Here is a 21292-nt window from a genome sequence, read left to right as displayed (position 1 = left end):
TATCAAATCCTCTCTAATTCTAATGTCATAGTATGTATTCCTTTTGAAAAAGTATGATTACAGCTTGTAATGAGAAAGTTGCCTAAAATTTCAGATTTTTTATGATTTATTGTAATTGTTCTTCCTGCTCTGGTACTGTCATCTCCTAACAAATTTACACTTATTGTTTCTTCTATTTTGTTGTATTGTTTTAATTTGTTTTGTGCAATATTTTGTGCTTTGTTAAATTCTTTTTCGTCAATAGTTTCTATTTCCTGCAACAATCCATATTTTTTTATATTTTGTTCGTCTTTTGCTTCACCTAATATACGAACACTTTTTTCGCTTCCTGATACAATTTTGACATCATTTTTCATTTCTTCTATACTCCATACTTTATTGAAACTACCTATTTCATTTGTAACAGGAAATGCTGCTATATTAACTGCTGGCTTAAACATAGGCTGTATTGTAATGCTTCCTTTTTCAAATATATAAAAACTATCTCCTCTCATTTCTTTGATATAACTTTTTGCTGTTTCTGCTGTTTCTTGTTCTAATATATCCTCTATAATATCAGCCGCTGTTTTATCATAATAAATATGTTTTATATTACTTCTCATAGGAGCAATTTCTCCTATTTTAATGTTTAATTCATCACATAATTGTTGTATTGCCTTACCTGCATTGATGCCATTAAACTGCTTTATCACTTTGCTTTTATTAAAATACCAACAAAAATCATACGCTTTAAAATTTTGTTCTGTTGTTGCTGATACTGTTTTACTTACAATAATCCCTCTAAATATTTCATATTCCTTTGTAAAAAGTACCATATCACCTACTTCTATTACAAATTTTGTAAAATACTTTTCGTCAGATGTTGCTATAGAAAAATCAAATTCCATACCTAAGCTTTCTATACTATCATTCCAACTTATATTACCTGCAATATCTGAAACATCATAACATTGATTTTGTTTTACAATGATTACTTGATACGTCATATTTTATACTTCCTTTACTTTTACAAAACGATATTCTTTTAGTTCTACAGTATAATTGATGTCCTTTCTTCTGTTAATTTGTGCTGTAAATTTTTCTATTGTATATGCCATATTAGATAATTCTTTCATATCATCTAAAAATATCATTCTAATAGGTACTCTTAAATCTGCATATTTCTGAAAAAAAGCAACATATTTCCAACCATCTTTTTCACTTCCTGCCCTTTGAAATTTATAGTTTTTGTTCACAGGAAAAAAGGACTGCAACGTTACAGTCCTTAATCCCTTTGTTCCTATTAAATTGATGTCATTGTTTATGCTTTCAAATGTGCTGTTGTTCCATGTTTCTACTAATTCCGGCATATTTTCTGGTAATACTGGTAATAGAAGCACTGTTTCTCCATTATTTGCCGATACCACTATATCCATTTATTTCATCTCCATTAAAAAAAGCACATACATTTTATTGTAAGTGCCTTTTTACTTTTATTTATTTGTTATTGGTACAAATTCCAATTTGATTGCCATACCAAGCCCATTCGCTAATTTTTTAAGTGTTTGTAAAGAAGGATTTGCATTACCATTTTCTAATTTGCTAATATCGTTTTGTGTGATACCAGTCATTTCTGCTAATTCTTTTTGTGTGATATTTTTTTCTTCTCTTGCTGTAATGATTGCTTTTATAATTTGATATTCTATTTCAGTTTTATCCCATTCTTGCTTAAATTCTTCATTTTCCATCTGCTCTTTTAAACTCTCTCTAAAATTTTTACTCATTTTTACACTTCCTTTCTTGATACTGTTGTCTATATTTTTTTGCAAGCATAATTTCACTTTTAGGTGTTTTTTGTGTTTTTTTAACAAAACCATTTGTTAATATAATTTTATGTCCAATTACAAAAAAATATAAAACTCTAGTAATATTATTTCCTTGTACTGCTCTTATTTCAAATATACCATCTTCAAGCGATTTAGAGTAGGGTTCTCTTAATTCATTACCTCTTAATTCTAGTAATTCCAATAATCTATATAGTTTAACTTGCATTTTTGTATTTTGGGATAATATAAATTCTTCTGCTGGATAAGTTCCATCATCTTTTTCAAAAAATTCTACTTCAAAATTACTCATTTTTCACCTCAGTATATCACTATATAACATTTTATATATATTATTATATATCATAAAATATATATTTTCAATTTACATTATATATTTCCTTGTGCTGCTAATACTTTTTGTACAATAATACTTCCTAGTTGATTTGCATACTGTTCATTGCCTATCACATTGCCTTGTACTGTAATATGTACATTTACAGAATTTCCTGATTTTAATAGTTGTTTTGTTTTGTCAGCTGGTGTTACTTTACTTCCTGAAGGCATATTGACAATTTCTGCACCATGTTCCCCTACTAATGCTATACCACCATTAAAATATTGTGTTCCTGTAGCAAATTGAGGAATATTTATTTTTTGTGCAATTCCACCTATCAAGGGGACATTTGAAATCTTTTGTGCAACATTATTTATTTGACTTGTAATGCCATTGATACGCCCTTTTATCACTTCTATCACACCCAAAAATATACTTTTGATACTTTGCCATATACCACTAAATATATCTTTTATACCTTGCCATGCTTTTGACCAATCACCTGCAAAAATACCACTTAAAAATGTCAATATACCATTAAATGCCGTCAATAGACCTTCAATCAATACTTGTACATGAGGCAATACTGCACCTATTACAGCAAAAAAGTTTTGAAATGCAATACCTATTCCTGAAATAAATACATCTGTAATCCATGCTACAAAAGGCTGTATTGTCTGCCATAATAATAGAAACGCTTGCCCTATTTGTGATAATATAGGCATTATTTTTTCACTAAACCAGCTATATAATTGTTGTAATGCTCCTATTGCAGAACTGCCTACACCTGCTGCAAACTCTTTTAATCTTGACCATAATTCTTGTACCTTTATACGAAATAATTCACTTTTTTGATAAAGTAATACAAAAGCACCTACAAGCACACCAATACCAACTGCTACTAACACAAAAGGATTTGCAAGTAATGATGTTTTTAATGCACCAAAAATAAACTTTGTTATACTACCTGCCTTATTTACTTCTTTTAGTGCTTTGCCTGCAACTATTATTGTTTTTAGTCCTACAAAAGCACCTGCTAAACCTGCAATTACTGCTTTAACTTCTTGTATATGCTCTTTAAAATATTGAAATTTTTCTTTTAAAAAGGAAAATATTTTACCTGCTAAAAAAGAACGCATACTACTCATAGATAATATAGCTTCTTTTCCTAAATCCTGCCACATTGTACCGAACAAAGTATTACCAGCAAAAGCACGTGTTTCTTCGTCATCTAATTCACGTAATCTTTTGATTGTTTCAGAAAATGCTTCTTTTGCACTACTTCCACCTTCTAAAAATTTTTTCTTCATTTCGTCAGCATCTAATCCAATAGAATGAAATGCTTTTGTTGTTTCTTCTGAACCTTTAAAAACATTTTGTTTTAATTTCACAAAAACCCTATTAACGTCTTCTTTCTCAACAGATGCTATCATTTTCCCTGCAAATTTTTCTATCTTTTTAGGTACATTATTTAAAATATTCGAAAATGCTTCTACAGCTTTTGGCAATTTATTACTTAAAAAATTTGCAAACTGATTAAGATAAGGTAGTATTGTTTCTCCTATAGGTAGAAATGCTACAGACAACTGCCGTCCAATTCCTGTAATTGCCTTTGAAAAACTACTATACTTTATTTTGTTTATTTCTAGCATTGTTTGTCTATTTTTATCAAAAGCACCGCCCATTTTATCCATATTTAATACAACATCTTTTCCCAAATCTTCCCACATCGTACCAAACAAAGCTACACCTGCTGCATCTTGTGCTACAGCATCATCCATTTGTTTTAGTCCTTGTATTGTTTCAAAAAAGGCATTTCTTGCTGTATCACCTCCTACAGTAAATTTTTGTGCCATTTCATTGGCATTTTTTCCTATTGCTGTAAATCCTTCTTGTGTTGTTTTACTGCCATCTATGGAGCGAATACTAAATTCTTTTAAGGCATCACCTATTTTATCTATATTCCAAGCACCATTTTCTGTACCACTTGCAAATATAGCAAACATATCTTCTGCAGATAAACCTAACTTTTTTACTTGAGAGGAATATTCATTGATACTGTCAACCAATTCTCCAGAAAAATCTAAATTTTGTTGTGCTCCTTGTCCTATCAAATTAAATGCCTCTTTTGATGAAACGCCAAAATTTTTCATTAAAGCATCTACAGAACGCATACTTTCTGTTACATCAGTACCAAAAGTATCCCTTAATGCTAAAGCATTTTTTGTTGCTTCTTCAATAGATTTCCCTGTACCACCTAAATATTTTTGTACAGTTGCAACACTACTGCCAACATCTTCCCAGTTTTCACCATAATTACTGCCATAAACATCTTTTATAACGCTTTTTAATTGTTTCATATCTTTTAAAGATGTTCCTGTAGAAGCTGCTGTTTGCCTTATTGCAGTATCATAATCAGCAAAACTTTTCATACCTGCACCGATACTTACTGCACCAAATGCTGTAGCTGCCTTTGCTGTTTTAAATAACCCCTTTTCTATTTTTTCTGTAAATTTATTTGCTTGATTAAGTTGTGCTGAAAATTTTTTTGTATTTTTGTTTACATTCTGTAATGTGCTACTAAATTTATCTTTTAAATTTAATATAATCCCTATTGTTCTTCCCATAAATTTCACCTGCCAAAAAGAGCATTGTATTTCTCGGCTTCTTCATTATAATATTGTTCTCTTGCACAATGCAGAAACAGCCTTTCTAAATAAGACAAATTTGCTAATTCTGAAAGGCTATAACCTCTTACTACATAAAATGCGTACATAGCAAAATCTGCATTGTGTTTTATGAGTTTTTTATTTCTTCTGTTTTTTCCTCTGCAAAACTTTCTACACCATTTAATTTCATAGCTTCTTTTGCAATGAAGTCTGTTTCTTGTAAATCAAATAACTTTTCTACTACATCAAAAGGTTCTGCAATTCCCAATTCCTGATGCAGCTTTGTATCTTGTAGAATTGGACAACAATAATATATCAATTTTCTTTCTGCAGCAATATTTTCTGAAAGACTATTACCTTTTTGTCCTTCTTCTATAATATCTAATAATTTATTTTCTGGTATTGTTTTTAATAACAATGTACCACCTATAGAAGGTACTTCTATTTCTGCTACTTTCATTTTGTCCTGTTCTCTTTGTATGCTTCTTTGTATTAACTGTTCAAATGTAATTTTTTGTAATGTTTCTTTGCTCATTTTTATTCTCCTTTTTTATTTGTATTTTTGCATGAAAAAAGCACCTGTTTTCTATCTCAACAAGTGCTTTACAATTTTATTTTTTTCAGTTATACTAATATCATTAGGGCGGGGTGACCACCGCCTTCTGCAAAAGGCATTAGACGGTCAGCCTCTTTTGATTACTATCTAGTAAATAACTGCCCTAAAGGCTATGAAGGGCAGTTATTTTTTTGACCTAAAGTCAAGGATAATAACAACTAGCGTTGCGAACGCTATACAAAGGTATAAACATTCAAATGTAGTCATCATAACCCCACCTCCCCCCTAATAAGTGGGAGGCTGACTGCCCATCACGGTCACCTTGTCGTTATTTTAGCACATACCTTTTTTCTTTTTCAACAAATACTGTCAAAATTTATGCTGTTTCTAAAACGTCATAATCATCAAATGTAAAAGGCACTTCTTCCATCAATGTCCCTTTCGCTTCAAAATTGACTAAATTGATTTCAGATAACACTACCCCTTTTAACGCAATACGTTCTGTTTTTTTAGTATTTTTATTTGTAAGTTTTGATATAATTGTGATTTCTGGTTCTACACCAGTTTTTGCCATATCTGAAACAATTTTCAACACACTACTATCAATTTTATACATACTAAGTGTTCCTTCACCATTCCAACCTGTAAACAAATGATGTGTTGCATAATCTCCTATTACGGTAACATCTTCTAAATCATATGTAATTTTTGCTTCTATTTTTTGAATATTGGCTAAAAGCTGCCCATTTAACCACACATTACCATTTGTACCTATAAATATACTTTTTTTAGGCAAAGCCATAATAATCCCCTCTTTCTAAAACAATGTTACTGTAAATTTTAAATTTTCCATACTGCCTAATATTTTAATGTCACCTGCTAAAAACACAGTTCTTTTAAAAGCATTATTTTTGACTGTTTGTACCTCCCAATTTTCTGCTTCTGTTTTTCCTACTCCTAGCCACGCTAATCTTTGTGCTTCTACATCAACATCTGCTTTATTACTATAATTATTATCTAATACATAATCATTTGCCAACTCCTGAAAATAGGTGTTTATGGCACTGATAAAAAGTATTTGATTGTCATAATTATTTCTATAATTACCAATATATTCTTCTTTAAATACTCTACTAATGTCATCATTGATAATATCCATAGCTTCTACTGTTTCAATATATTTCATATCCTCAGTATTGTATAAGCCATCTGTTGTTGTCATGGAGTTAATACCAGCTGCAACCCTTACAAATTCATCATCATGAAACAATATAAACTTACCCTCTGATAATGCTTTGTCATTGTTTTCCATTTCTTCTACACTTTCTAAATTACTACATTTAAAATAAGTACAGCCTTTTTTGATATTGCATTTTGCCAATATCCCTATTAAAGAAGGGCAATAACTAGCACCATTTTGCTCTCCTCTTTCTTCATCAGCAAATACAACCGTTTCATTCCAAAAATTCACCAGATGTTTACAATCTGCTACTGCTATTTTATAAACTACTGCTTTATACGTTTTATTATTATTTTCTCTTGCTTTTATCCAGCTTGCAAGTGCTTCAAATTCGTCAGGTTTACCATCTGCTATAGTTATCCAGCCTGTTTTTACTTTATTTTCTATTATTTTGAGTGCTTCTGCTATTTTTCCCTGTTCTGCATCTATTCTTAGTACATGACATTCCATAACACCCCATATCAATACATCTTTTATATATCTCAAATTTTCTATTGTATAAAGTTTTTCATCAGCATCTGCTTGTGAAGCATCTTTATATTTTTTATACTGAAATGTTTTGTCTGTACTGTCTTTTATAATTAGTATGGCAATGCTTCTTTCACTTCTATCAATCAAAGAGCCTGCTAATTGTTTAAATATTACTTCTATAGAAGGCATTTTTACTGCCATAACACATACCCCCTTTAATATAATTTTGTTTTCAATTCTTCCATATAGTCGTCTGTTTGTTTTCTTTCTATTTCCTCTATCATTTCCAAATCAAAACTACAACACAATATGCCATCTGAATTATCGGAATGAACTTCTTCAATATCAAACCACATATCATTTATAGTAATACCATCTAAAAATGTTTGTTCTATAGCATTTTGTACTTTTATATTGTCAAATTTAGAACGATTTTCATTTTTAGCAAAAAAATAAATAAACACTGTCATATTTTTTTGTTGAAAAAAATAATTCAATTTGCCATTTTTATTATTTTCAATGATGATTTTTAAACTAGGTCTTTGAATAGGTTCTTTTAATTCTTCTGCAACAATAGGCACATCATAATCAAATACATTTTTTATTATATTTTTTATAGTATCATTTACTGATTTGTTCACGTCAAATATTGTTATCATAGTTCGTCTATCACTTCATCAATAAAATTTTCAATATCTTTTTCAAATTCTGACTGAAATTCTCTTGCACTTTTATCTAACACATAAAATGCTTTCGCTCTACCTAACACTACACCATCTTTTTTATTTTTAATATTGTGCCCTTGTTCTATCAAATGAGTATGCGGTGCTGCACCATATACCCTAACAGAAAATGCTCCATTACCACTATAAATATATACTTTTCCTTTTTTAATACTTTTTAAATAATTTCCTGTTTTCTTTTTAACATTTTGTTTTGCTCTTTGTTTCGTTTGTTTTTTCAGTTTTTGTCCTTCTTGGTTCATAAATTTTCTTGTTTTTTTAGGCATTTGTTTATTTGCTATATTTAGCAATTCCTCTGTAAATAAATCTAATTCTCTTGTGTTAATACTTATCATTATTCCACCACCAATTTACAAAAAATTTCTATTCTATCATTCCATTTATAATTAGGTTGAAAATATTTTATATCGTATCTTTGTCCCTCAAAAGCGAAATACATATCATTTGATAAACTATCTATTGCTTTTGTTCTAACTGTAAATTTATGGCTAATTTCAGCAAAAATAGTATTTCCTTGTCCTGTCTTTTCACTTCCTGATTGTGGCAATACTTCTGCCCATATTGTTTTTATTTTTTGATACTGATAATCCTTTTCCCCTAATTCATTTATTACTTCTATTTTTCCATACAATACTACTCTATTATTTAATCTGCTGCATAAGCTAGCCATTGTATTCCTCTTTTCTGATATGTGCTAATTGCGATACTATATTTTTAAACTGCATAGAAAGGGTATCTTTTGCTGAAATCACATCTCTATTATCATACCAATTTGCTACAAGCATATTGACAGCAGTACAATATAAAGCATTTTCATATCCTACAGAAACACCTGCATTTTTTAAATATTGTTCTGCACTTTGTTTTAATTGCTCTAATAAAATATCATCATCGTCTGTATCTATGCGAATGTACTGTTTTAACCTCTCTAATTCCATAAATTACATCATCCTTTTTTCAGATAAAGCAATCCTTTTGCCCCTACTAATTTTTTATTACTTCCTGTAACTGTTTCACCAATTGCCATTTTACCATCTGCTATTGTCAATGCTTTATGTATCCATTTGTTTTTATCTTCATCAAAATATTTTTTATAATACATTGCTAAATTGCTATTCAAACAATATTGTGATAAATCTACTACTGCACCAAATATAGCACCTTCTTCTGCATTTATAAAACTTGGAAATTTATCTACTGTCAAAACTTCTCTACCATTTAATATCTTTTGTCCCCTTTCATTTATTCTACCTAATCCTATTTTTTGTCCTGTAGTATCTGTCATACCATTTAAGTACATTTCCCATGTCTTTTTTGCCATAACATATATTACACTATCTTCATAACTTTCGGGTATTTCTCCTTCTACTTCTGCCCACTTTTTCACTGTACCAATATCTGTTTCTGTCATAGTAATCACTTGATTTTCTGGTAATGTATATTTTGTAAATCCTAAAGGCTGTCCATTTCCACTACCTTCTACAATAGCTGTTTCTAATGCTTTTGTCATTGCCTTTTTTAACTGATTTACAACAGTTGCTTCAAACAAAGGCAATGAAACAGTTGCAGAAAGTAATCCAATCGCAACCCTTGCTTCCAACACGTGATAACTAAAAGTTAATTTTGTATTCATTTCCGCCTTTTGTTCTTCTGATACTTCATTCTCTGATGCAAGCCATGTTGCTATAATATTAATATCAGAAATCGGAATTTCTAACCCTCCCTGATAAGATGTTTGATTGATACGAGATAATATTTTTCCCTCTATTGTCATATCTTCAATGACTTTATTTTGTATTGTGGTAGGAATAACTGCACCTATATCAGACACTGTTGTTAGTGCTGCTGTTCTTTTTTCATTAAATTTTTGTGGTATTGGTTCGCCTTTTAATACATAATTTTGAAATGCTTTTCTATATTCTATTGTACTGTAAATATCTTCCTCACTTTCTAAACTTCTATTTGCTGTTTGAAATGTTGCAACTGCTTGAAATGGTTTTGTATATTGTTGTGGTTCTGCTTTTCGTGCTTCTGGAGGCAAATCATTATGATTTGATTTTTCTATTTGACTTTTTATATTTTCTATCTCAATATTTGCCTTTCGCAATTCCATTTCTGCAGCATCTAGTTTTTCTAAATTATCTGCATTTTTAATATTTTCTAATGCTTCTATTTTTCTTTGTTCTGCCTGTTGTAACAATTTTTCCAATTCCATATATATCCTCTCCTTTTTAATTTCCATATAACAATAACAATTTTTTCTTTCTCAATATGATATTTTTATTTTGCTGCAACATTTGCTTTAATTTTTCTATATTTCTAGCATAAACTGTTGTTGTATCATAAAACGGGGTATCTACCACACTAACATCGCTCAATTTTTCAATATTTGTAATTTCTCTATCAGTTTGATTTTTTGTTGTACTCCAACTATCTCCTTTTTCTGCTACAACAAAAGAAAAAGACATTTTATCAATCAACCCCGACTGGATTGCCTTGTAAATGTCCCTGTTACTTTGTGTATTTCTTAAATTAGCTTGTATTTTCAATCCCTTTTGTTCTTTTATCAGCTTCAAACTATTATTTTTTGTTCTAGCCATAATACACCATGTATCATTATGATTATATCTTAATATCACATCACTCAAATCGGTATTATCCAAAGCCCCCCTTTTTATAACTTCTGTAAAAGTATATTCTCCAAAAGTATGCTTTGCTGGTTCATCATATACTACAGCATAACCTTCAATTCTCATTTCATCTGTATCATTTGGCAATGCTGTTATATTTAAAAACCTTTGTTCTACGTTCACGTTTTATCACTCCCTTTCCCATTCATTTGATAACTGTCCGCTAATTCTGCATTGATATAGTTCAAACTTTGCTTTCTCTTGTTTCCGCCCTCAAAAGGAGGATAACCAAATACTGACAATATTTGATTATCTGTAAATGTTCCTCTGCTACTCAATATATCTACTGCTGCTATTTTATTAGCCATAGAAGTATAAACAAGCCCTTGATTATAAAATATAATTTCATTTCCAAACTCTAATTCATTTTCTGTAAAAAGTGTTGCACTAAAGCATCTCCCTAGACTAATTATCATATTTTCAAGTGTTTTTTCATAAAATGCTTGATATTGTTCTTCCGTAAAATCACCATTGTATATTGCCATAGAAATACCATACTGATTTAATATTCTTTGTTCTACAAATTCCATAGTATCCTTATCCAACACTTTAGGATTTAACTGTATTGGTATAAAATCGCTTTTAGCGTCCATTGTTAAAAATCCACTTTGTCCAGCATTTAATTTTTGTTCAAAAGCAATTCTTTGTTGTTTTTGTTTTTCTTCATCAAATAAACCCACCATTTTTACAATGCCTCTTACTCCTGTTGTAGAACGTACTGCATTGTCCATACTTTCTATTACAGTATGGTCTGTTTTAAGTAATTTTAATATAGCATTATTTGCTGCGCTTCCTGTACTATCTCCTCCCATAAATTCATTTGCACCAAAATCTTTACGCCAATGTATAATGTCTTTATATGGAAATATATAACTTTCTCCATTCGCAAACAAAAATTCTATAAAAAGTGTGCCTTTCTCATTTTCTAAAAATGTTGTTTGAATAGGTTGCAAAGGATAAAATCCAGTATATTCTCTTTTTACATACCCCTCTTTTATAGGAATTTCTTTAAATGTAGTATAAATAAAAGCATTTTTATACATTTCCCTTAAATATACAATTTTTTCTAAAAAATCTGTTGTTGTCATAAAAGGATTAGGCTGGAAATGCAATAATCTGTTAATACTTCCTTTTACCGTTTTCTGCATACCTTGTTCATCTGTTTTGATATGTCTTGGACTGCATTTTCCTATCGCTGTTGCAATACATCGTATACACCCTTGTACAATATCGCTTGCATAAATATCATTACCAAATTGCGAAAATATAGGTGTACTACCATTCATCATATTGATATAGTGATATTTTTGTTGTTTTGTACGAAATCTATCCAATATCCCCAATTTATCACCTTCTATCTATTTACAAAATCCATAAATTCTTTTTTATATCTGTCTAGCATAACATAACACATTATCATTGTAACTGCTCCATCAATACGTTTATTGGCATTATCCAGTGTTTTTTTAGGCATAATTCTAGCAAATTTATCTACACTACAAGCTGTATTCTTCAAACAATAAATATCTAACGGATTTTGATTATAATTGACAATATTACCTGTTTTTAAATCTGCTTCTAATAGTTTCATAGGTGTAGAAAGTGTTTGATAATCTTGTGCTACTTTTTCTGTATCAAATCCATAATATTCCATTTCATTTACAAATGATTTTGCATTCCATCTATCATGTCCTTCTTTCCACACTCTAATATTATACTTTTGATACAATGAAACATACCATTGCACTACCATACTATAATCTACTTCATTACTGGGGCATATTGTCAATAAATTTTGTTTTGCCATTTCAAAATAGTCAATACCATCTTGTTTACTTTGTTCTATTTTAGACTGTGGTATAAAATAATGCTGAAAAAAATATTTCTGTTTTTGTCCTTTTTTCATCAAAAGTATTCTAGCACTTGTTAAATCTGTTGTTTCAGACAAATCTGTTGCAGCCAATGCAAAACAATTTTGAAATTCTTCTATATCAAATGTCAAATTATTTTTAATATCTTTTTCTAACAACCACGTTTCTACACTATTTTGTTTGATATTAAAATCTTTTGACAATGTAAATATTCTGTCTGCTTTTGATGCCTGTGCTTTTCTCAATTCTTTTTTTAAATATTCCACTTTTTTAATTGTGCCCAAACTTGGATTTGCTTTTTTCCAACTTCTTTCATTTTGATATATTTCTTGTTCACTATCCATAGTATACAGCCACGACAAAAGTTCCTCGTCCTCTCTCTCTCCTCTCAAAACTTCCCTAGCATATTTTAGTTCATTATCTAAATAGCCATTTTCAACAAATCCTTCTGTAGTAATATTTATAAATATAGGTTCCTCTTTTGATGATTGTGATTGTTCAATACTTTTGGCAATGATATTTGATTTCATTTCGTGGCTTTCATCTAGTATTGCAAGTTCTATATTTCTACCTTCTTTGTTTTGTGTTTTTTCAGACAATTTTGTAATAGTGCTATCATTTTTTAAATGAAATATTCCTTTTAAATTTTTATGAGTATATTTTTGTTTTGTATCAAATTTTGCTCTCATATTTGCAATTTCAGAAAATATCAAATTCGCTTGTGCATCATCATTACTACTACATACAATATCACTTCCTGCATTGCCTATCATAAACTCTGCAAAACAAATTGCTGCACAAAATGTACTTTTGCCATTTTTTCTGCCCACAAGCAATATCAGCTTTTTAAATCGCCTAATTTTTGTATCTGCAAAATAAAAAGAATAAAATACTTCTATGACAGCCTTTTCCCATAATTCCAATAAAAAAGGTTTATTATGAAAAGGACTTTTTGTATGTTTTACAAATTTTTGTATAAAATCAATTCTTTTATGTGCCTTTTTCATATCATAAAAATATCTATTATTTTCTAAATCACAAATACAGTTTTTAAGACATTGCAGAAGTTCTTGTCCAATAATTACACTATACTCTGTTTTATTTACTGCTTTATTATAATATTCTAAAAAATAAGAATGTTTTCCATTGATAGTGCAATTTTCTATATCATACATCTGCATCACATTCTTTTAGCCACACATCAAAAGCATTTTCTTGTTCATTATCCAATTTATGAAGTAGGGAATATAATTGCTTGATATTGAGTGCATAAATATTTGCTGTTCTTCTATATTCATTTGCAATAGGTAATGCTTTTTGTTTTGTACTGTCTTTTGGGTGTATCAATAACATTCCTGTTTCTGACATAATTTCTCTCATTTCGCACAATGTTACTTTTTGATAAGCGGTTTCTTCTAACAATCCACTTATGAAATCTAATTCTTTTTGTTCTAATTTTGAAAAAATTTGTTTTAATTTTTCAAACTCTTTTTGATATTTTTGTTTTCTGTCCATTTTCTCACCTTGATTTCATTTTTAGTATTTGCGTGCAAACAATGGATAGGCTGCGGTCTAGGAGTATAAGTACAAAAAAATAAAATAGGGGGGTTATGGTACAAAATTTTCAAACCATTTTTCAATATACTTTTTATATTCTTCCTTTTGATATTGTCTTTCATCATTACAATATTCTAATCTTTGTAAACATTCTTCTTTTGTTGCTTGCATATATATTAGTTCTGCTGCTAATTCTTTTGCTGCTGTTTCTCTATCACGTTTGTTTGCATAACCACCTATTACCCAAGCATTTTTAAATTTACCATATCTTGTTTTAATTTGGTCAAACAAATGATTTTTAAGTGCAAAAACATTGTATGATAGCAATGAAGGTTTATCGTATTGTGGTAAAAAAGAAACTGCTTCAAACAGTCTGTCAAAAGACAATACAATATCTCCTCTTGTCATATATTCTTTGATATAAGTGCTTTTTCCTGAAAAAGGTGCACCATAAACTAAAAATACTTTTTTGTTTGTATTTGTAAATCTACCATGTTTTTTATTATGGCATTCATGACAAGCTATTTTTAAATTATCAGCATTTAAAGAAATATTGACATCATTTACATTTTCTTTTGTCAATTCTTTGATATGGTCAACTTCTACATCTCCAAATGTTGAAATCACTTTACCGCAATATTCGCAAATAATATTGCCATTTGTTTTTTGGCTTCTTTGTGCAATTACTACCTTTCTGACGTCATTCCATTGTTTGCTGTTGTAAAACTGTTTCATTGTATGCCACATTACCACATTTTCCCTTCTGCTTCTTTTTCTCTTAATTTCATAGCCTTTTTATCATTTTCTACTTTATGAGGATTATCCTGCCATTTCTTTTTTGCAGCATTGATTAAAAAGAATTTTGCAGCCTGCACATCAGCAGGAACGTGCATTTTCTTTTTGACTTCCTGCAATTCTTCTTTTTCCCACTTTTTTCCTTTGTCATCATATCCAGTTTGTTTTACTTTGATATAGTCTGTTATTTCATAATCATAGCCTTTTGCCCTTTCAAATAAAGAACGTTCTATCTGTTCCACTTGTGTTTTTAAAGTATTACGCTTTACCATAGCACAGTGCTTCAAAAGTGCTAAAAGTGCTACATTTTGCTTTTTTATTTTGCGAAACGTGGAATAACCTATTCCTAAAAGTTCTGCAATTTCTGCTTCTGTTAATCCCTGCAATGCCCATTCTTCAATGGTTTTAAGGCATTTCATTATTTTTTGTTCTGCCGTTTCTGACATCACAATTCCCCCTTATAAATGTAGCACTTTTTCGTTTTTACTGCTATGATTTTCAAACCAAACGTTTTTTTCAAAAATATTGCACAAAAATAGTCGAAAAGCATTATAAATACTTACTTTTCAGCACTTTATTTTATTTTTATCAAATTTAACATTTTATAATAAACTGTTAAATATTTTTTATTACCACATTATAATGTAATTTTCTTTTTTATTTCTTTTCTTTTTACCAAAACTTATATTTTAAAAATAACTCTCTAAAAAAAATAGTTTGTCACTTTTCTACAAATGGTAATTGACAAACTAAATCATCTTTGCATTTTTGGTCTATGCCGATATATCTCTTTGTAATAGAAATATCTGACTGATTAAGCAATTCTTTTATTGCAACAACATCTTTACTATTTTGATATAACCAATAGCCAAATGTTTTACGCAATGTATGACAGCCTATATTTTCTGTATAACAAAATGCTTGTGCTGCTTCATTAAGTATTTGCCATACTCTTACTCTTGTGATAGGCTTGGGTGGTTTTCTATTATTCGGGAAAACATATTCATAACTACTTTTGCCTTCACAATATTTTTGAAATATCTTTTTCAATTCTGGGTGTATGATAATATCAGCTTTTTTATTTGTCTTACTCTCCAGAAAACAAATACGGTCTTTGTTTTTTATATCTCTCACTTTCAAAGGCAATATGTCCCCTATACGTCTACCTGTATATATTCCCGTCCAATACAACACATAATCTCTTTCGTTTTTCTCTCTCAAATAATCTCCAAAATCCAACACCACACTATAATCTGTTAACGGTTTTACTTCACTCACATACACATTCCCCCTTTCCCATAAAAAAAGCCCTGCAATAACAACTATTGCAAGACTTGACCTATTTCCACGTTTTTAGTATAACACAAAGTATTGTATAAAAGTGTACAGTTTTTGTACAAAAATGTACAGATTTTTAAATGTCAATCAAACATATCATCATTTTCTTTTTGTCTTGCCCAATACTCCTCAATGCTCTTTTTCATTGTTACACACTTTTCATAATCTATTAATTTCCCCTTAAAACAATTAATGTGAAATTTTAGTAAGTGTTTAGCAAAATATTCAATATATATTTTTTTATTTAAAATGCTATCTTGACTATCTTCATCGTCTGAATTAAAATTTTTAACACAACCATTTTTTATATTTATAATATTACCTTTATTATCCATAGTTATGCTTCTACGATATTCAATATTATTTTCATTCTTTATAAATAAAATTAAATTATCTTTATCTTTCTCGTCAATGTTATTATTGTCATTATAACAACAAGAATTAAAAATATCAATTTTTCTTTTATACAGAAATGTTGATATAATAAACTTATTTGAAGGTACTGGTAATATATAAATTCTATTATCATTGTCACAATCAATAGTTAATATGATTTGATCATAACAAAATCCCAATTTTTTCTTCAAATCAATTAAATTTTTATCAAATTGTTTAAAATATTTATTCTGATAAGAAGAATTATAATATTGAATAAAATTTTTTACTATAGTATATATTATAATATTTTTCATATTTTCTGACATATCAAAACAAAAATGCAATATATTGTCATAATGAAGAATATATTCTTTTGAAAATATTTTTTCTATCATTTCTTTACTATTTTTATTGCAGAGATAACAAGCTGCAAAATATTCACTAAATGATTTATGTATCCATCTGCAATACTCTCCTTCTTTTATAAAAAATGGAACTGCTTGTAAAATATCTTCTAAAAAATCTTTTGCTTTTACTTTTTTATCTCTAAATGCTTTTGCTAATACCTTTTCAATTATATCAATTAGTTTTTCTTCTGTACACTCTACTATCTCATTTTTTACAAAATACCAACCTAAATAACTTAATACTGTTTTCATTTCTTCAATATCTAAACCACTTTTTTTAATATGTTTGTATCCATTTTTTGTAAGGTCATGTTCTTCATATAATACTGTATAAACTCTTTTATAAAACAAATGTTTTTTGTTAGGAATATCTCTATATCGTAAATATGTTTTATATAATAATGATACCATAAGAGGATTGCTTAAAAACTCATTTAATATAGCAATATTATTTTCTGTTTTTAATTTCTCTATCAATTCTTTTCCAATATTTACACTGTCTGGATATTCATCAGCACTACTATATTTTTCAATTAGTTGATATGCTTCTGCTTTTTTTAATCCTTGTATATGAAATTCTTTAAATCCTCCAAAACTAGTAAGAGCATTATCTTCTCTTGATGTTAATACAAAAATATTATTACCTGCTTTTGCTACAAAATTTTTTATCATTTTTATAACATTCTCTCTTTCACTTTCTGCTACTTCATCAAATCCATCAAAACAAATAATAAAATCACCACCATTCAAAAGGTCTTTCACAAATTGTAAAGGAAATTCTCTATGTATAGAATTCATTTCTTTTTGTATATATTCCTCAATAGAATTTACTTCTTTTAAATTTCTTAATTCAATCACAACAGGCATTCTATCTATATTTTGAAAGTTTAACATAGTAAAATACTTTACAATAGTAGATTTTCCCATACCTGCATTATCTACTATCAATACTTTGTCATGTTTTTGAAAAATATTCATTCCCTTTTCATCAATATAAAAAATTTCACTTCTATTTACTTTATCTCTTAAAGTTAAAGGTATATACAATTCATTTATTGTTTTTTTCTGTCCTCTTAAAACAATCGTATTCATATATCTATTCTTTTTATAACAAATTCTTAAATACTCTTTCTGCATTTCTTCCAATTCTTTTAATTCTTTTTCTGTAACTATATATTTAAGCACCTTTTGAACAAACTGTTTTGCTTTACTTGCAATAATTTCTTCTACTACTCCACTTATCGCATCATTTGTCCCTTCTATGAAAGCATCTCCAATCAATCCCATTTCTATTCTCCTTCCCATCAAACTTCACATTACAACATCTTACTATGTTTTTTCGACAAGAAGGTATAAAAATCCTTTTTTTACAAAACAGCTTTTAATTTTTTTAGTATTCTTTGTTGTATTGCATAGCAAGTACTTCTACTACAAAACAATTCTTTAGAGATACAGCGAAAAGATTTCTTATCAAAATACCTCAATTTTACAAAGCGATATTCTTCTTCAGACAATGTTTGTGATAGTACCATTTCTATTTTATTTTGTTCTACAATATACCTTTTTAATTTTAAAAGCATTTCATTTATAATTTGTTCTATTTCCAGTAATTTTACTGCATTATTTGCTGTTTCATCTTTTTTAGCATTACTTTTAGGCATTCCATCACAGCAAATAGACTGCAAGGAGTACAAGTATTGCTTTTCTGACTGCAAAGACATTACTTTTTCTTTCAACCTTTTTATATTGTATTCTCTTTGTACTGCTTCAATAAGCAATGTTTTAATTTCTTTTTCCTGCAACACTTGTCCCTCCCTTTTTATCCCCTCAAATAATACTTTTCACTTCCTTCATATCTATGAAACTGTTTCTGCCATATTTGTTTTTGTTTATCATATTCAGCTACATTTTTTTTGAGTTCTTCCAATGCCACAAACGCATCAAAATTTTCATCAGTTTTTGACTGTTTCAATATATTTTTATATCCTTGCCAAATATCAGAAAGTTTTTCCATTTCCAATGCAGCCACTTTTTGTCTTGCATACTCATCAGATTTTTTATAATAATAATCCATTATTTCAAATGTTTTTTGCCATTGTTTATGAAACCATTGTTCAGACATTTCATCAAAACGTTGTTGTATTTGTTTTATTTTTTTATTTCTTTTATCATTTACAATATGATTAACTGTTTCTTGTAAAGACACTTTTCATCACCCCTTTTTTATGAAGTACAATTTCGAAATGTAGTATAGTTCTCTAAAAATTCTAGTTCTACACTTCCTGTTGCACCATTTCTATTTTTTGCTATAATTACTTCTGCAATATTACCCATTGGTGTATCTTTATCATAATATTTCTCTCTATACAACATTAAAACAATATCTGCATCTTGTTCTATTGCTCCTGAGTCCCTTAAATTATCTAATGTTGGCTTTTTATTTAGCTTTTTTTCATTTTCTCTACTTAATTGGCTCAATGCTACCACTGGACAACAAAACTGTTTACTCAAATTTTTCAATCCCATAGACAAATATGCAACATCTATTGCTCTATTTGCTGTTTTTTCCACTCCCATAATCTGCAAATAATCCACTACCACAAGCCCTATTTTTTTCCCTGTCTGCACCTGTTGATTATGACATTTTTCATATATTTCCTCTAATGTAATACCTGCGGTATCATCTATATAAATATCACTTGTATTTTGTTCAAATTCTTTTGCTTCTTGCTGTATACGATGTATGATTTTTTGCCACTTTTCATCATCTTTTATACACAATCTAAAATAGGCATTATCTACGCTACTCTCTGCTGAAAACATTCTTGCTGCAATTTTATTTTTATCCATTTCAAGAGAAAACAACATTGCAATATATTCTTTTCCCATATTTTTCGCACCATTTCTTAGCAAATCCAATGCAAAAGCAGTTTTTCCCATAGCGGGGCGACCTGCCACAATAATCAAATTTCCCTGTTGCAATCCCCCAATATAATAATCTAAATCATCAAAGCCTGTAGATATTCCAGCAAATCTTTTATTTGAATTTCTATCTTTTTGCAACAGTGTAATATAATCTGCTAATACATCTGGTATATTTGTTATTTTTTCTGTTTGTACACCATCTTGTTCTGACTGTTTACTTATCTGCTGCAATTTTTGTTTATCCTGTTGAAAGCCTGCTTCTGTCAACGCCCTACCTTGTGCTATTTTTCTTCTAAAATATGCCTTTTCTTTCAGTATTTTAACATACTCTTTCATTCTTACAGAAGTTGCTACACTCATAGCAATTTGCACAATATATTCTTTTCCGCCTATTTTGTCAAAATTATTTTGCTGTTTTAAACATTCAGAAACAGTTACAACATCTGCAATTTTCCCAGATTTTAGCACATCTGAAAACGCTTCAAATACTATTCTATTATCCTGCTGAAAAAAATCGTCACTGTTTAACAAAGAGTATCCCACTTTAGCACTATTTTCATCTAAAAACATACACCCCAATACTGCCTGTTCTGCATCGCTACTAAATGGCATTCCATTTTCCATATACTATCACTCTCCATTTACCAGCTTTTTCCATTGTTCTAATTTTTCATCTTTTTCAGGAGATTGTGGTATTTGTGTTTTGATTTCCACACAACTACTATCTTTCCAGCGTTCTCCCCTCAGCCAAGTAGAAGGATAAGGCACATACTGCCCTTTTTGTTTTTGCCAATCATACTGCTCTTTTTGTTTTTCTACTGCTTGACAAATCTCTTGATACAGTTTTTGCTCTACTTTTATCTGTTTCCAAGCCTTTTGAGCTTCTTTTTTTGCCATTTTTTTAGGGTACTTTTCCCAGAACAAATCAAAGTATTTTTGTTGAAGCATTTCTTTTTGTTTTTCAACATCATTTTCACACACTTCTTCAGAAGGGCATATGTTTTTACTTTCTTTTCTTTCCTTTACTTTACTTTGTCCTTTTCTGTTTACATTTTCTGCATTTTTGCATACATTTTTATCATTTATGTATACATTTTGGGGAATTTCCTCTTTCGAAATCAATAAATACTCTTTTTGTATTTCTGCTTTTGTTCTTCTTTTGACAATTTCGAAATACGTTTTTTGTATTTCTTCGCTTGTCAATATACCATATTTTTTATATTTTTCTTCCGAAAAAATACCTTTTTTAATTGCTACATTTGCGATTTCGAAAGCAATATTATCTCCTGTCATCAAATTACAGTTTCTTCTACTAAACAGCAATGCAATTTCTTCATTCCATTCACAATAATATCCCTTTTCTGAATATATCAACTGAAATAACTTAATCATTATTGCAAATCCTTTTAAGCCAAATTGTGCTTCTATCAATTCCATGTTTTTATCCATATAACAATCTAATGGAAAATAATCTATTCCTGTTTTCATTGATACCATTCCTTTCTCCACACCT

The 21292-nt window shown here is 29.2% G+C and carries 26 protein-coding genes; all 26 read right to left on the bottom strand.

The window, feature by feature from the left end; genetic code table 11:
- Nucleotides 1-2: 2 nt before the first annotated feature.
- On the bottom strand, nucleotides 3-986 hold the full coding sequence (locus C820_RS09860; protein ID WP_004034322.1) for an XkdQ/YqbQ family protein: 984 nt from the start codon (nucleotides 984-986) through the stop codon (nucleotides 3-5).
- Nucleotides 987-989: 3 nt separating this feature from the next.
- A complete protein-coding gene (locus tag C820_RS09855; protein WP_004034324.1) occupies nucleotides 990-1415 on the bottom strand; it encodes a hypothetical protein in 426 nt (141 codons plus the stop codon).
- A 57-nt stretch (nucleotides 1416-1472) separates the two neighbouring features.
- Nucleotides 1473-1763 (bottom strand): helix-turn-helix domain-containing protein, encoded by a 291-nt coding sequence (locus C820_RS09850; RefSeq protein ID WP_004034326.1) that lies wholly within the window; start codon nucleotides 1761-1763, stop codon nucleotides 1473-1475.
- Nucleotides 1756-2115 (bottom strand): type II toxin-antitoxin system RelE/ParE family toxin, encoded by a 360-nt coding sequence (locus C820_RS09845; RefSeq protein WP_004034328.1) that lies wholly within the window; start codon nucleotides 2113-2115, stop codon nucleotides 1756-1758. The genes C820_RS09850 and C820_RS09845 overlap by 8 nt, the downstream gene beginning before the upstream one ends.
- A gap of 77 nt (nucleotides 2116-2192) precedes the next feature.
- Nucleotides 2193-4766, bottom strand: coding sequence for a phage tail tape measure protein (locus tag C820_RS09840; protein ID WP_004034330.1), 2574 nt, complete (start codon nucleotides 4764-4766; stop codon nucleotides 2193-2195).
- Nucleotides 4767-4771: 5 nt separating this feature from the next.
- Entirely contained in the window at nucleotides 4772-4915 is a 144-nt protein-coding gene (locus tag C820_RS09835) for a hypothetical protein (protein ID WP_180313399.1), read from the bottom strand.
- Between the two features lie 20 nt (nucleotides 4916-4935).
- On the bottom strand, nucleotides 4936-5343 hold the full coding sequence (locus tag C820_RS09830) for a hypothetical protein (RefSeq protein ID WP_004034332.1): 408 nt from the start codon (nucleotides 5341-5343) through the stop codon (nucleotides 4936-4938).
- Nucleotides 5344-5740: 397 nt separating this feature from the next.
- Nucleotides 5741-6166, bottom strand: coding sequence for a phage tail tube protein (locus C820_RS09825; RefSeq protein WP_004034334.1), 426 nt, complete (start codon nucleotides 6164-6166; stop codon nucleotides 5741-5743).
- A gap of 15 nt (nucleotides 6167-6181) precedes the next feature.
- A complete protein-coding gene (locus C820_RS09820) occupies nucleotides 6182-7276 on the bottom strand; it encodes a phage tail sheath C-terminal domain-containing protein (RefSeq protein WP_004034336.1) in 1095 nt (364 codons plus the stop codon).
- A gap of 14 nt (nucleotides 7277-7290) precedes the next feature.
- Nucleotides 7291-7734, bottom strand: coding sequence for a phage tail terminator family protein (locus tag C820_RS09815; RefSeq protein WP_004034337.1), 444 nt, complete (start codon nucleotides 7732-7734; stop codon nucleotides 7291-7293).
- Nucleotides 7731-8153, bottom strand: a complete 423-nt coding sequence (locus C820_RS09810; RefSeq protein WP_004034338.1) for an HK97 gp10 family phage protein — start codon at nucleotides 8151-8153, stop codon at nucleotides 7731-7733. Before C820_RS09810 ends, C820_RS09815 begins: the two co-directional genes overlap by 4 nt.
- Entirely contained in the window at nucleotides 8153-8488 is a 336-nt protein-coding gene (locus C820_RS09805; RefSeq protein WP_004034340.1) for a phage head closure protein, read from the bottom strand. Before C820_RS09805 ends, C820_RS09810 begins: the two co-directional genes overlap by 1 nt.
- Entirely contained in the window at nucleotides 8481-8756 is a 276-nt protein-coding gene (locus tag C820_RS09800; protein WP_004034342.1) for a head-tail connector protein, read from the bottom strand. The genes C820_RS09805 and C820_RS09800 overlap by 8 nt, the downstream gene beginning before the upstream one ends.
- Before the next feature lie 8 nt (nucleotides 8757-8764).
- Entirely contained in the window at nucleotides 8765-10033 is a 1269-nt protein-coding gene (locus C820_RS09795) for a phage major capsid protein (protein ID WP_004034344.1), read from the bottom strand.
- 16 nt (nucleotides 10034-10049) lie between these two features.
- Nucleotides 10050-10631, bottom strand: a complete 582-nt coding sequence (locus C820_RS09790; RefSeq protein ID WP_004034346.1) for an HK97 family phage prohead protease — start codon at nucleotides 10629-10631, stop codon at nucleotides 10050-10052.
- The gene (locus tag C820_RS09785) at nucleotides 10628-11851 is read right to left on the bottom strand and encodes a phage portal protein (protein WP_004034348.1); all 1224 of its coding nucleotides are present in this window, start codon (nucleotides 11849-11851) and stop codon (nucleotides 10628-10630) included. The genes C820_RS09790 and C820_RS09785 overlap by 4 nt, the downstream gene beginning before the upstream one ends.
- A gap of 11 nt (nucleotides 11852-11862) precedes the next feature.
- Nucleotides 11863-13554, bottom strand: coding sequence for a terminase large subunit (locus C820_RS09780; RefSeq protein WP_004034350.1), 1692 nt, complete (start codon nucleotides 13552-13554; stop codon nucleotides 11863-11865).
- The gene (locus tag C820_RS09775) at nucleotides 13547-13894 is read right to left on the bottom strand and encodes a hypothetical protein (protein WP_004034352.1); all 348 of its coding nucleotides are present in this window, start codon (nucleotides 13892-13894) and stop codon (nucleotides 13547-13549) included. The genes C820_RS09780 and C820_RS09775 overlap by 8 nt, the downstream gene beginning before the upstream one ends.
- A 93-nt stretch (nucleotides 13895-13987) precedes the next feature.
- Nucleotides 13988-14683, bottom strand: coding sequence for an HNH endonuclease (locus tag C820_RS09770; RefSeq protein WP_004034354.1), 696 nt, complete (start codon nucleotides 14681-14683; stop codon nucleotides 13988-13990).
- Entirely contained in the window at nucleotides 14683-15177 is a 495-nt protein-coding gene (locus C820_RS09765; RefSeq protein WP_004034357.1) for a helix-turn-helix transcriptional regulator, read from the bottom strand. The genes C820_RS09770 and C820_RS09765 overlap by 1 nt, the downstream gene beginning before the upstream one ends.
- A 274-nt stretch (nucleotides 15178-15451) precedes the next feature.
- Nucleotides 15452-16009, bottom strand: coding sequence for a tyrosine-type recombinase/integrase (locus C820_RS09760; RefSeq protein ID WP_004034359.1), 558 nt, complete (start codon nucleotides 16007-16009; stop codon nucleotides 15452-15454).
- Nucleotides 16010-16152: 143 nt separating this feature from the next.
- The gene (locus C820_RS09755; RefSeq protein ID WP_004034362.1) at nucleotides 16153-18141 is read right to left on the bottom strand and encodes an NACHT domain-containing protein; all 1989 of its coding nucleotides are present in this window, start codon (nucleotides 18139-18141) and stop codon (nucleotides 16153-16155) included.
- Between the two features lie 80 nt (nucleotides 18142-18221).
- Nucleotides 18222-18656: a DUF722 domain-containing protein gene (locus C820_RS09750; protein ID WP_035295552.1), complete on the bottom strand. Its 435-nt coding sequence runs from the start codon at nucleotides 18654-18656 to the stop codon at nucleotides 18222-18224.
- 17 nt (nucleotides 18657-18673) lie between these two features.
- Nucleotides 18674-19060 carry a hypothetical protein gene (locus C820_RS09745; protein WP_004034365.1) on the bottom strand — a complete coding sequence of 129 codons (387 nt, stop codon included), beginning with the start codon at nucleotides 19058-19060 and terminating at the stop codon, nucleotides 18674-18676.
- Nucleotides 19061-19077: 17 nt separating this feature from the next.
- Nucleotides 19078-20403 (bottom strand): replicative DNA helicase, encoded by a 1326-nt coding sequence (dnaB, locus tag C820_RS09740; protein ID WP_004034367.1) that lies wholly within the window; start codon nucleotides 20401-20403, stop codon nucleotides 19078-19080.
- A gap of 6 nt (nucleotides 20404-20409) precedes the next feature.
- Nucleotides 20410-21267, bottom strand: coding sequence for a DUF4373 domain-containing protein (locus C820_RS09735; RefSeq protein ID WP_180313400.1), 858 nt, complete (start codon nucleotides 21265-21267; stop codon nucleotides 20410-20412).
- Nucleotides 21268-21292 lie beyond the last annotated feature (25 nt).

It is taken from the genome of Clostridium sp. MD294 (assembly GCF_000364165.2).
Classification (GTDB): Bacteria; Bacillota; Clostridia; order Lachnospirales; family Anaerotignaceae; genus Coprocola.
This window is presented reverse-complemented; position numbering and strand designations above follow the sequence as displayed.

Coding starts and splice junctions, on each gene's coding strand:
- C820_RS09860 (WP_004034322.1), bottom strand. CDS start 986: ATGACGTATCAAGTAATCATTGTAAAACAAAATCAATGTTATGATGTT.
- C820_RS09855 (WP_004034324.1), bottom strand. CDS start 1,415: ATGGATATAGTGGTATCGGCAAATAATGGAGAAACAGTGCTTCTATTA.
- C820_RS09850 (WP_004034326.1), bottom strand. CDS start 1,763: ATGAGTAAAAATTTTAGAGAGAGTTTAAAAGAGCAGATGGAAAATGAA.
- C820_RS09845 (WP_004034328.1), bottom strand. CDS start 2,115: ATGAGTAATTTTGAAGTAGAATTTTTTGAAAAAGATGATGGAACTTAT.
- C820_RS09840 (WP_004034330.1), bottom strand. CDS start 4,766: ATGGGAAGAACAATAGGGATTATATTAAATTTAAAAGATAAATTTAGT.
- C820_RS09835 (WP_180313399.1), bottom strand. CDS start 4,915: ATGTACGCATTTTATGTAGTAAGAGGTTATAGCCTTTCAGAATTAGCA.
- C820_RS09830 (WP_004034332.1), bottom strand. CDS start 5,343: ATGAGCAAAGAAACATTACAAAAAATTACATTTGAACAGTTAATACAA.
- C820_RS09825 (WP_004034334.1), bottom strand. CDS start 6,166: ATGGCTTTGCCTAAAAAAAGTATATTTATAGGTACAAATGGTAATGTG.
- C820_RS09820 (WP_004034336.1), bottom strand. CDS start 7,276: ATGGCAGTAAAAATGCCTTCTATAGAAGTAATATTTAAACAATTAGCA.
- C820_RS09815 (WP_004034337.1), bottom strand. CDS start 7,734: ATGATAACAATATTTGACGTGAACAAATCAGTAAATGATACTATAAAA.
- C820_RS09810 (WP_004034338.1), bottom strand. CDS start 8,153: ATGATAAGTATTAACACAAGAGAATTAGATTTATTTACAGAGGAATTG.
- C820_RS09805 (WP_004034340.1), bottom strand. CDS start 8,488: ATGGCTAGCTTATGCAGCAGATTAAATAATAGAGTAGTATTGTATGGA.
- C820_RS09800 (WP_004034342.1), bottom strand. CDS start 8,756: ATGGAATTAGAGAGGTTAAAACAGTACATTCGCATAGATACAGACGAT.
- C820_RS09795 (WP_004034344.1), bottom strand. CDS start 10,033: ATGGAATTGGAAAAATTGTTACAACAGGCAGAACAAAGAAAAATAGAA.
- C820_RS09780 (WP_004034350.1), bottom strand. CDS start 13,554: ATGTATGATATAGAAAATTGCACTATCAATGGAAAACATTCTTATTTT.
- C820_RS09775 (WP_004034352.1), bottom strand. CDS start 13,894: ATGGACAGAAAACAAAAATATCAAAAAGAGTTTGAAAAATTAAAACAA.
- C820_RS09770 (WP_004034354.1), bottom strand. CDS start 14,683: ATGTGGCATACAATGAAACAGTTTTACAACAGCAAACAATGGAATGAC.
- C820_RS09765 (WP_004034357.1), bottom strand. CDS start 15,177: ATGTCAGAAACGGCAGAACAAAAAATAATGAAATGCCTTAAAACCATT.
- C820_RS09755 (WP_004034362.1), bottom strand. CDS start 18,141: ATGGGATTGATTGGAGATGCTTTCATAGAAGGGACAAATGATGCGATA.
- dnaB (WP_004034367.1), bottom strand. CDS start 20,403: ATGGAAAATGGAATGCCATTTAGTAGCGATGCAGAACAGGCAGTATTG.
- C820_RS09735 (WP_180313400.1), bottom strand. CDS start 21,267: ATGAAAACAGGAATAGATTATTTTCCATTAGATTGTTATATGGATAAA.